Source organism: Streptomyces triticirhizae (genome assembly GCF_003696235.1).
GTDB lineage: Bacteria > Actinomycetota > Actinomycetes > Streptomycetales > Streptomycetaceae > Streptomyces > Streptomyces triticirhizae.
In genome coordinates this window covers 19,570-29,414 of record NZ_RFFJ01000062.1, presented here as the reverse complement: position 1 = coordinate 29,414, position 9,845 = coordinate 19,570, and the positions used below count along the sequence as shown (strand labels likewise).

Here is a 9,845-nt window from a genome sequence, read left to right as displayed (position 1 = left end):
CGAGCACCGCGCGGCGGGCCGCGCGGTGCTGCGGCACCTCACCGAGGCGGCCACCGCCGGCCGCTGACCGGGCCGCCGCGCCCCGGGCCCGGCCCAACCGACCGCCGCGTTCGGGGCCGACCCAACGCGACCGCGTGGCCCCTCAGTTGGGCAGCCCGGCCTCGATCGCGGCGACCAGCTCAGCGTCCTCCGGCTCGGTGCGGGGCCGGTACCGGCCGACGACCCGGCCGTCGGGGGAGACCAGGAACTTCTCGAAGTTCCACCGCACGTCGCCCGCCTCGCCGGCGGCGTCGGCCACGCCGGTCAGCTCCGCGTAGAGCGGGTGCCGGCCCGGGCCGTTGACCTCGACCCGCTCGAACATCGGGAACGTCACGCCGTAGGTCGCCGAGCAGAACGCGCGGATCTCCTCCGAGCTGCCCGGCTCCTGCCCCGCGAACTGGTTGCAGGGGAAGCCCAGAACGCTGAAGCCGCGCGGCGCGTACCGCTCGTGGAGCCGTTCGAGCCCCTCGTACTGCGGGGTCAGCCCACAGCGCGAGGCCACGTTGACCACCAGCAGCAGCCGCCCACGGAACGCGTCCAGCGAGGTGTCCTCGCCCTCAAGCGTCCGCAGCTTCGTGTCGTACAGATCCGTCACGGTCTCTCCCACTCGTCGGTCGGGGTGGTCGGCGCCGCCCGCCGCGCCGCACGGAACGGCCGGACGGCGGCCGGTGTTCGCGCCGCACCGGCGACGAGCGGCCGAACGCCGACCACGACCCTACGTCAGCGCGCCGCCAGGCCCCGGGCGCTGCCGGCTCAGGCGTTCTCGACCGGCGTGTGGTGACGCCCGACCGGCAGGACCAGCGGCGTGCCGGTGATCGGGTCGGGGGTGACGCGGCAGGCGAGGGAGAAGACGTCGGTGACGGTCTCCTCGGTGATGACCTCGGCCGGCGGCCCCGCGGCGACGATCCGGCCGGCCTTGAGCGCCACCAGGTGGTCGGCGTAGCGGCTGGCCTGGTTGAGGTCGTGCAGCACCATGGCGATGGTGCGGCCCTCGTTCCGGTTGAGGTCGGTGACCAGGTCGAGGACGTCGATCTGGTGCGCCAGGTCGAGATAGGTGGTCGGCTCGTCCAGCAGCAGCACCGGGGTGTCCTGGGCGACGGCCATCGCGATCCAGGCCCGCTGCCGCTGCCCGCCGGAGAGTTCGTCGACGGTCCTGCCCGCCAGCTCGGTCAGCCCGGTGGCGGCCAGCGCGTCGTGCACGGCCCGCTCGTCGGCGTTCGACCACTGCCGCCACCACGTCTGGTGCGGGGAGCGGCCCCGCGTCACCAGGTCGCGCACGGTCAGCCCCTCGGGCGCGACCGGCGACTGCGGCAGGATGCCGAGCCGGCGGGCCAACTCCCGCGTGGGCATGGCGTGCACGTCCCGGCCGTCGAGGTGGACGGCGCCGGCCCTGGGGGCCAGCAGCCGGGCCAGCGCCCGCAGCAGGGTCGACTTGCCGCAGGCGTTGGCGCCCACGATCGCGGTGGTCCGGCCGGGCGGCAGCGCCAGGTCCAGGTCCTCCACGACGGGCCTGGCGCCATAGCCGAGGGTCAGCCCCGTGGTGCGCAGCCCGACCTCCTCGGGCCCTGCGGATTCGGCGGATTCGGCAGGTGGGGTCGTCAACGGTCCAGCACCCTTTCTCATACGTCCCACGCGTCAGCACCTCTCTCACGCGCGGGCCGCGCGCATCAGCAGCCACAGCAGGAACGGCGCCCCGAACGCGCCGGTGACCACGCCCACCGGCAGCTCGACGCCCGGGATCGCCTCGCGCGCGGCGAGGTCGGCGCCCAACACCACCAGCGCCCCCGTCAGCCCCGAGGCGACCAGCGGCGGGCAGGCCGCGCCGACCAGCCGCTGCGCGATCTGCGGAGCGGCCAGCGCGACGAACGCCACGGGCCCGGCCACGGCCGTGCCGAACGCGACCAGGCCCACGCCGGTCACCAGCAGCGCCAGCCGCAGCCGCTGCACCGGCGTGCCCAGCGCGGTGGCGACCTCGTCGCCGAGTTGCAGGGTGCGGGTCAGCCGGGACAGCAGCAGCGCCGTCGGCAGCAGCACGGCCAACGCCCAGACCAGCGGGGTGAGTTGGCTCCAGGAGCGGCCGTTGAGGTTGCCGACCAGCCAGCCGACGGCGGCCTGGGCCTCGACGAACCGGCCGCGCGCGGTCAGGTAGTCGGTCACCGAGGTGCAGATCCAGGCCACCCCGACGCCGACCAGCACGATGCGGTAGCCCGTGGTGCCGCGCCGCCACGCCAGCGCGTAGACCAGCAGCGCGGTGCCCAGCGCGCCCAGCAGCCCGAGGGCCTGGGTGCCCAGGCCGCCGCCCCAGCCCAGGACGAGCCCGGCGACCACGGCGGCGCCCGCGCCCTGGGTGATGCCGATCATGTCGGGGGAGGCCAGCGGGTTGCGGGTCATCGTCTGGAAGATGGCGCCCGAGACGCCGAACGCGATCCCCACCAGCAGCCCGGCCAGCGCGCGCGGCATCCGGAACTCCCGCACCACCAGCAGCGTTCCGGCGTCGCCCGAGCCGGTGAGCGCGGCCAGCACGTCGGTCAGCGGGAGCGGCACGTCGCCGTGCGCGATCCCCAGGCAGAACGCCAGCAGCACCGCCACCGCCAGCGCGCAGCAGACCGCCAGGTCGCGGGGGCGCAGCACGCCGGAGACGGGCGGGCGGGTCAGTCGGTAGGTCAGCACCTCACACCTCCGTCAGCCGCTGACGGCGCACCAGGAAGATGAAGAACGGCCCGCCGACGACCGCGACCAGCACCCCCGCCTGGATCTCCACCGGGCGGGCGACCAGCCTGCCGGCGATGTCGGCGGCCAGCAGCAGGCACGGCGCCAGCAGCGCGCAGGCCGGCAGCAGCCACCTCTGGTCCGGCCCGAGCCCCAGCCGTTGGGCCAGGACGCGGACGGCGTGCGGCACGATGAGGCCGACGAAGACCACGGGCCCGATCAGCGCCACGGAGGCGCCGGTCAGCAGGGTCACGGCGGTCACCCCCGCCAGCCGGATCAGCCGGGTGCGCCGACCCAGCGCCCGCGCCAGGTCCTCGCCCAGGGCGAGGCTGTTGAGGGCGGGCGCCGAGGCCAGCGTGAGCACCGCGCCGAGGACCAGGAACGGCAGCACCCGCAGCAGCTCGCCGCCGCCGGTGTCGGCCAGCGAGCCGGCGGCCCAGAACCGGTAGCGGTTGAGGGACTCCGGCTCGGTCAGCATGATCGCGCTGGTGAACGACGACAGCAGCGCGGTGACCGCCACCCCCGCCAGCGCCAGCTTGACGGGCGTCAGCCCCGCGCGGCCCGCGCTGCTCAACAGGTAGACGCCGACGGTCGCCACCAGCGCCCCGGCGAACGCGAACCACAGATAGCCGGTGACGGCGCCGATCCCCAGCACCCCGCTGGCCAGCACGATGGCGAACGAGGCGCCCGCGCTGACCCCCAACAGCCCCGGGTCGGCCAGCGGGTTGCGGGTCAGGGCCTGCATCAGGCCGCCGGCCAGGCCAAGGGCCGCGCCGGTGGCCAGCGCCAGCAGGGTGCGCGGCACCCGGGCCGACCAGATGATGTTCTCGGTGGTGCGGTCGGGCGCGTCGCCCAGCAGCGTCGCCAGCACGTCGCCCGGCGGGACGTCGCGGGCGCCCAGCGCCAGCGAGGCCAGCGCCAGCAGGGCCAGCGGCGCCAACAGGCCGCCGAGCAGCGCGAGTCCGGGGGCGCGCGCCGCCGGGCGCGCGGGCGCCTCGACCTCGCTCACCGCGCGTCGGCTGGCTGTTCGACGACGGTCGCCGGGTCCCCGTCCACGGCCTGCTCCAGCTGCGGCACCAGCCGGTCGACGACATACGGCAGGCTCAGCACGGTGCCGAAGTTGAACGCCGCGCCGTAGTCCGACTCGTTGGCGATCAGGACCTCCCGGCCCTCGGTGACCACCGGCAGCTCGCCGTAGAGCGGGTCCTCGTGGAGCGCCTCGGCGTCCGTCTCCGGGTCGGTGACGATCCAGACGGCCACGTCGTGGTCGAGCAGATCGGTGCGCTCGCGGCTGATGTTGGCGCCGAACTCGCCGCCCATCACCTCGTCGAGGCCCTCGGGCAGCGAGAAGCCGAGCCCGGTCAGCAGGTTGGAGCGTGGGTCGCGGCCGCCGTAGAGGAACATGCCCTCGTACGGGGTGGCGACCACGCCGGTGGCCTCGGCGAACTCCGGGTGCGCGGCGGCCTCCTCGGCGATCCGCCCCTCGACCTCGCCCACCAGCCGCTCCGCCTCCGCCGGCCGGCCCAGCGCCTGACCGGTGACCAGCGTCTGCTCCTGCCAGGAGATGCCGTAGTCGAGCACGTCCTCGGGCGCGGCGACGACCGGCGCGATCGCGGACAGCGCGTCGTACTGCTCCCGCGTGATGCCCGAGTAGAGCGCCAGGATCAGATCGGGGTCGAGCAGGGCGATCTCCTCGACCTGCGGCCCGGTGCCCGGGTCCTGGAGCAGGGTGGGGCGCTCGGCGTCGCCGAGGTACTCCTCGGCCCAGGGGCCGATGGCGGACTCGTGCAGCGCCAGCCACTCGGTGGTGCCCACCGGGACGGTGCCCAGCGCCAGCACCGCGTCCTGGTCGCTCAGCCCGACGGTGACGACCCGTTCCGGCCGCTCCTCGAGCGTGGTGGAGCCGTAGCGGTGCTCGATGGTCACCGGGAAGGCGCCCGGCTCGGGTTCGGCGCCGGCCACGGGGGCGGCGTCGTCGGAGCCGCCGGACTCCGAGCCGTCGGAGTCGTCGGAGCCGCAGCCGGCGAGGGTGGCGCCCAGGAGGAGGGCGGCGAGGAGAAGCCGGCCGTGACGAAGCGGGCTGGGCATGGCGGATGCATTCCTTTGCTCGAACAGAACTTAGGGGAGGCTAACCTAAACTGCCCTCGCTGACCAGCGGAGACCCCCTCCCCTCGGGCGGCCCCGGCGGCACGGCAACCTCCAACGCCCCGGCGGCGACCCGGGTCGGGGCCACACCGCGCCCCAACCCCCCACTCACGCGGAGGAGTTGACCATGCTCACCGCCCACCCCCGCCGCCCGCGCGGGGCGCCGACGCTGTGCGCGGCGCTGCTGGCCCTGGCCACCGCGCTGCTCCCCGGCGCGACGGCCGCCACGGCGACCCCGGCACCACAGGCGGCCCCGCCGGCCGCCGCCGACCATCCGGACGAGAACTGGAACCCGCCTGCCGAGTACGCCACCGGCCTCGACGAGGTCTGGCGCCACATGGAGGAGACCTATCCCGACCTGCTGGGCTTCCCCAACTACGGCTGGGACCACATCATGGCCAACGGCGGCACGCTCCAGTACTGCGTCCGCTGGGAGTCCACCACCCCGGTCACCGCCGAGCTGCGCGACCAGATCCACGCCACGCTCGACCAACAGGTCAACCGCTGGATCGAGGCCCTCGACGGCTTCGACGGCTTCCCCTACGCCCGCGTCCCGGTCACCGTCGTCGGCTGGGCCGCCGCCGACCGCTCCACGCTCCGGTGGGACGACGACGCCGTCGACCTCCACATCGGCGACCTCGACGCCGCCGGCGCACCGCGCTGCGCGCCCGAGTGCGACCGCTTCCACCACCAGGACGGCGACTACAGCCAGTGCCCCGGCGGCGAGGCCCGCCACTTCGACCAGTCGCTCTGGCTCACCGACGGCTTCGGCGGCGGCGCCGGCGGCGACTGGGGCCAACGGATGGGCAGCGAGTACCTCATCGACGCCCTCGGCCAGGAGGACATCACCATCCTGCTCCACGAGATCGGCCACACCCTGGGCCTGGACGACTTCTACGACTGGACGCCCACCGGAGTCGACTCCTTCCTGATGCGGGCCGGCAGCGCACAGCGGATCACCGACTTCGACGCCTGGATGGCCCGCGACTTCTGGCGCCACCTCAAGCCGCGCTACCAGCTCTGACCGTCCCCCCGCAGGAACGTGGGAGGGGCCGGCCCGGCGCACACCGCGCCGGGCCGGCCCCCCACGCGGCCGTTCAGCCCTTGAGCGAGCCCGCCATCAGCCCGCCGAGGAACCAACGCCCCAGCACCACATAGACGATCAGCGTCGGGAACGAGGCGATCAACGCCCCCGCCATGCTCGCCGAGTAGTCCTGAAGCTGCCCGCTGGCCAGGAAGTTCAGCGAGATCGTGACCGGCCCGTTGCGCGCGTTGGAGAAGAACAGCGCGAACAGGTAGTCGTTCCACGCCGAGGTGAACTGCCAGATCAGCGTCACCACGAAGGCCGGCGCCGACAGCGGCAGCACCACCGTGGTGAACGTGCGCAGCATCCCCGCGCCGTCCACCCGCGCCGCCTCGATCATCTCCTGCGGAATCCCCGCGTAGTAGTTGCGGAAGATCAACGTGGTGATCGGCAGGCCGAAGACCACGTGCAGCACGATCAGGCTCGGCACCCCGCTGCGGACCCCCAGGTCCTGCATCAGCTCGATCAGCGGGATCATCACCGCCTGGTACGGGATGAACATCCCGAACAGGATCAGCGTGAACACCAGGTTGGCGCCGGGGAAGCGCCACCGCGAAAGCACGAACCCGTTCATCGCGCCCAGCGTCGCGCTGATCAACGCCGCAGGCACCACCATCGCGAACGTCCGCCCCAGCGCGGGCGACAGCTGCTCCCACGCCGAGCGCCACCCGTCGAAGTACAGCTCGGTCGGCGGCAGCCACGCCCGGTCCGGGGTCGCGTCGCCCGGCCCCTTGAAGCTGGTGACCAGCAGCACGTACACCGGCATCAGCACGACGACCAGGAAGAACAGCAACAGCCCGTAGCGCAGCACCCGGATGCCCAGGCTCCGCCTGGCCCGCGCCGGGCGTGCCGGGGTGGCCGGCGCCGGGGCGAGCGGCGCCGGCGCCGAGGAGACCGTGGTCATCGCTGACGCTCCTGTCGGTAGGTGTACACCAGGTACGGCACGATGAGCACCGCCACGATCACCAGCAACACCGTGCCGATCGCGGCCGAGAGCGCGTAGTCGCCCCGGGTGAACTCGATCCACATCTGGGTCGCCGGCACCTGGGTCGTGTAGTTGGTCTGACCCGCGATCGCCATCACCAGGTCGAAGACCTTGAGCGACATGTGCCCCACGATGATGATCGCGGAGAGCGCCACCGGGCTCAGCTGCGGGAAGATCACATGCCGGTACAGCTGCCACTCGGAGACGCCGTCCATCCGGGCCGCCTCCCGCAACTCCTCCGGCACGCCCCGGAATCCGGCCAGGAACAGCGCCATCACATAGCCCGACAGCTGCCAGATCGCCGGCAGCGTCAGCGCGAGGATGCCCCAGTCGGGGTCCGCCCACCAGGAGTTCTGGAGGAACCCGAGGCCGGTCGACTCCAACAGCCGGTTGATGCCGGAGGCCCGGTCCCCCTCCGCGCTGTTGAGCAGCCACCGCCACACCACACCCGAGGCGATGAAGGACACCGCCATCGGGAACAGGTACACGGTGCGGAAGAAGCCCTCACCCCGCGCGCCACGCTCCAGCAGCCACGCCCACAGGAAGCCGAAGAACAGCGCCCCCACCAGGAAGGCCAGCGTGTACAACAGCAGGTTGCCCAGGGCGTGTTGGAAGTCGTCGTCCGAGAACAGCGTCGTGTAGTTCTCGAAGCCCACATAGCCGTCGGCGGGGGCGCGGGTGTGACGGTCGGTCAGCGAGGTGTTGATGTTGACGGCGATCAGCCCGTAGACGAACACCCCGACCAACACGACCGTCGGCGCGATCAGCAGCAGCGGCGGCCCGAAGTTCTGGACCCGTCTGCGCACGCTTCACCTCCAGGATTGCGGGGGCCGGCCCGGTCGGGGCCGGCCCACCGGTGCGGTCGGTCGGTCCTACTCGGCGAGCTGGCTCTCCGCCGTGGCGACCAGGTCCTCCTGGAGCGAGGCGACGTCGCCGCCGCTGCCGAACTCGCTGATCGCGGCGGTGATGTCGGTCAGCCAACTCACCGAGGCCGCGGCGCCGTGCGCCAGCGAGGAGACGATGGTGTCCTGCGCGAAGGACTCGACGGCGGTCTGCTGGTAGTCGCCCAGCCCCGAGGTGTCCGCCTCCAGGTTCGCCGGGATGGAGCCCTTGGCCGAGTTGAACGCCTCCTGCCCCTCGGCGCTGGCGACCGTGTCCAGCCAGGCCCGCGTGGCGTCCGGGTTGGGGGCGCCGACCGGCAGCGTGAACGAGTCGGCCAGGAAGTCGAAGACGCCGTCCGTGCCCGGCACAGGGAAGGTCAGGTAGTCCGTGCCGAAGACCTTGTCCTGCGAGGCGAACGCCGCCTCCGCCCAGTCGCCCATGACGTTGAACGCCGCGTCACCGTCGATGACCTGCTGGGTCGCGTCCGGCCAGTCCAGCGACTGGCGGTCGGAGTTGGTGAAGCCCAGCAGCGTCTCGTAGTGCTCCAGCGCGGTGGTCACCTCGGCGCCGGCCCAGTCGGTGGTGCCGTCCCACAGGCCGTTGTAGGCGTCGGGCCCGAGGTCGGCGATGAGCACCGTCTCCAGCAGGTGCACCTGGGTCCAGTCCATGGCGATGGAGAGCGGGGTGATGCCCGCCTCGTGAATCCGCTCCAGGTCGGCGATCCACGCGTCCAGGTCGGCGTACTCGGCGTTCGGGTCGACTCCGGCCTCCTCCAACACGGCCGGGTTGGCCCACACCACGTTGGCGCGGTGGATGTTGGAGGGCACCGAGTAGTACTCGCCGTCCTGCTGGATCCGCTCCAGCAGGCCCGGCGGGAAGAGCTGGTCCCAGCCCTGCTCGGCGTAGGTGTCGGTGAGCGGCTCGATGTCGCCCTGCTCGATGTAGTCCGTCAACTCGGCGCCGGCGTGGGCCTGGAAGGTGCCGGGCGGGTCGTTGGTCTGGAGGCGGGAGGCGAGCACGTTCTTGGCGTCGCTGCCGGCGCCGCCGGCCACCGCGCCGTTGACGAAGGTCAGGTCGGGGTTCTGGTCCTCGAAGACGGCGACCAGCGCGTCCAGGCCCTCCTTCTCGCTGCCCTGGGCCCACCAGGTGAAGACCTCCACCTCGCCCTCGCCGGTGCCCGAACCGCCGTCCTCGCCGCAGGCGGTCGCGCCGAACGCGGTGACCAGTGCCACCGCCGCCGCCCCTATGCACCGGGTTCTGGTCGTCCTACCTGGGATCTTCATTGTTCCTCCGGTTTTCCTGGCGTGCCTCGGGCCCGGGGCCCGGGGTGGTGGCGGTCTCGGGACCGTGGAACCGGACGGACACCGAGGCCACAAGGGAACGGGGCCCCGGCTCGCGGTTCCTGGGGACCGACTGTGACAACCGCTGGCTCACGAGGGTCAACGCGGGCGTGGGCGGGGCGCGGTGACGGCGCGCGGGCCCGGCAGCGGGAGTTGACCGTGGGAACCGCCTCGAACGGCGAGCGCGGGGTGTGGTGGAGGAGTCGGCCGGCGCGCCACCGGGGCGGTTCGCGGCTCGACTCCGCCGCCCTGCGCGGCCGTTGACATCGATGTCACGAACCCAGAGTCTCGACGACCCCGGATACGACTGTCAAGGTCGATTCTGTTACGGATTGTGGGCCGGTGATGATTGAACTCAATCCGTAACAAGCACATGTGGGAGCGGGTCGCTGTCACAATCGGCCCACCTCGCGACCGTTCCGCTGTGGTCGCGCGATGCCCGGCGGTGCGCGGCCGGTCGCGCTGGCCCACGTTGTCGTCCCCGGCGCCGGGGGAGGGGGCCCCAACGGATGGGCGGAGGGCGGGTGTTGGGGTCGGTCGCCGGGTCGCGTTCGGCCGGACGTGGCGGCGGACGGGATGATGGAAAGCGGTTGCCCCTGTCCTTTCGTGTCTCACGTTGTCAGCAAATGTTGGAACGTGGAGAGCCGTGGAGCTTACTCGG

General features: G+C 72.8%; 9 protein-coding genes. 1 reads left to right on the top strand and 8 read right to left on the bottom strand.

All coding sequences use genetic code 11. The features are described 5' to 3' along the window. Window positions 1–142: 142 nt before the first annotated feature. The 5 genes from EBN88_RS13465 to EBN88_RS13445 all read right to left on the bottom strand — a co-directional run bounded on the left by EBN88_RS13465 (window position 143) and on the right by EBN88_RS13445 (window position 4,836). Window positions 143–634, bottom strand: coding sequence for a glutathione peroxidase (locus EBN88_RS13465; protein WP_122184098.1), 492 nt, complete (start codon window positions 632–634; stop codon window positions 143–145). Between the two features lie 158 nt (window positions 635–792). Further along, window positions 793–1,662: an ABC transporter ATP-binding protein gene (locus EBN88_RS13460; RefSeq protein ID WP_122184097.1), complete on the bottom strand. Its 870-nt coding sequence runs from the start codon at window positions 1,660–1,662 to the stop codon at window positions 793–795. Window positions 1,663–1,686: 24 nt separating this feature from the next. After that, the gene (locus EBN88_RS13455; RefSeq protein WP_122184096.1) at window positions 1,687–2,709 is read right to left on the bottom strand and encodes a FecCD family ABC transporter permease; all 1,023 of its coding nucleotides are present in this window, start codon (window positions 2,707–2,709) and stop codon (window positions 1,687–1,689) included. A gap of 1 nt (window position 2,710) precedes the next feature. Further along, window positions 2,711–3,703, bottom strand: a complete 993-nt coding sequence (locus EBN88_RS13450) for a FecCD family ABC transporter permease (RefSeq protein ID WP_122184102.1) — start codon at window positions 3,701–3,703, stop codon at window positions 2,711–2,713. A 50-nt stretch (window positions 3,704–3,753) separates the two neighbouring features. Continuing rightward, window positions 3,754–4,836: an iron-siderophore ABC transporter substrate-binding protein gene (locus EBN88_RS13445; RefSeq protein ID WP_122184095.1), complete on the bottom strand. Its 1,083-nt coding sequence runs from the start codon at window positions 4,834–4,836 to the stop codon at window positions 3,754–3,756. Window positions 4,837–5,020: 184 nt separating this feature from the next. On the opposite strand from EBN88_RS13445, the gene EBN88_RS13440 reads away from it, so the two are divergent. Beyond that, the gene (locus EBN88_RS13440) at window positions 5,021–5,917 is read left to right on the top strand and encodes a hypothetical protein (protein WP_122184094.1); all 897 of its coding nucleotides are present in this window, start codon (window positions 5,021–5,023) and stop codon (window positions 5,915–5,917) included. A 73-nt stretch (window positions 5,918–5,990) separates the two neighbouring features. Here the strand turns inward: EBN88_RS13440 and EBN88_RS13435 are convergent, their stop codons facing one another. The 3 genes from EBN88_RS13435 to EBN88_RS13425 form a co-directional block, all read right to left on the bottom strand. After that, a complete protein-coding gene (locus EBN88_RS13435; RefSeq protein WP_122184093.1) occupies window positions 5,991–6,881 on the bottom strand; it encodes a carbohydrate ABC transporter permease in 891 nt (296 codons plus the stop codon). Next, the gene (locus EBN88_RS13430) at window positions 6,878–7,768 is read right to left on the bottom strand and encodes a carbohydrate ABC transporter permease (protein WP_122184092.1); all 891 of its coding nucleotides are present in this window, start codon (window positions 7,766–7,768) and stop codon (window positions 6,878–6,880) included. Before EBN88_RS13430 ends, EBN88_RS13435 begins: the two co-directional genes overlap by 4 nt. 66 nt (window positions 7,769–7,834) lie before the next feature. Then, on the bottom strand, window positions 7,835–9,076 hold the full coding sequence (locus EBN88_RS13425) for an ABC transporter substrate-binding protein (protein ID WP_199742347.1): 1,242 nt from the start codon (window positions 9,074–9,076) through the stop codon (window positions 7,835–7,837). Window positions 9,077–9,845 lie beyond the last annotated feature (769 nt).

Coding starts and splice junctions, on each gene's coding strand:
- EBN88_RS13445 (WP_122184095.1), bottom strand. CDS start 4,836: ATGCCCAGCCCGCTTCGTCACGGCCGGCTTCTCCTCGCCGCCCTCCTC.
- EBN88_RS13440 (WP_122184094.1), top strand. CDS start 5,021: ATGCTCACCGCCCACCCCCGCCGCCCGCGCGGGGCGCCGACGCTGTGC.
- EBN88_RS13460 (WP_122184097.1), bottom strand. CDS start 1,662: ATGAGAAAGGGTGCTGGACCGTTGACGACCCCACCTGCCGAATCCGCC.
- EBN88_RS13435 (WP_122184093.1), bottom strand. CDS start 6,881: ATGACCACGGTCTCCTCGGCGCCGGCGCCGCTCGCCCCGGCGCCGGCC.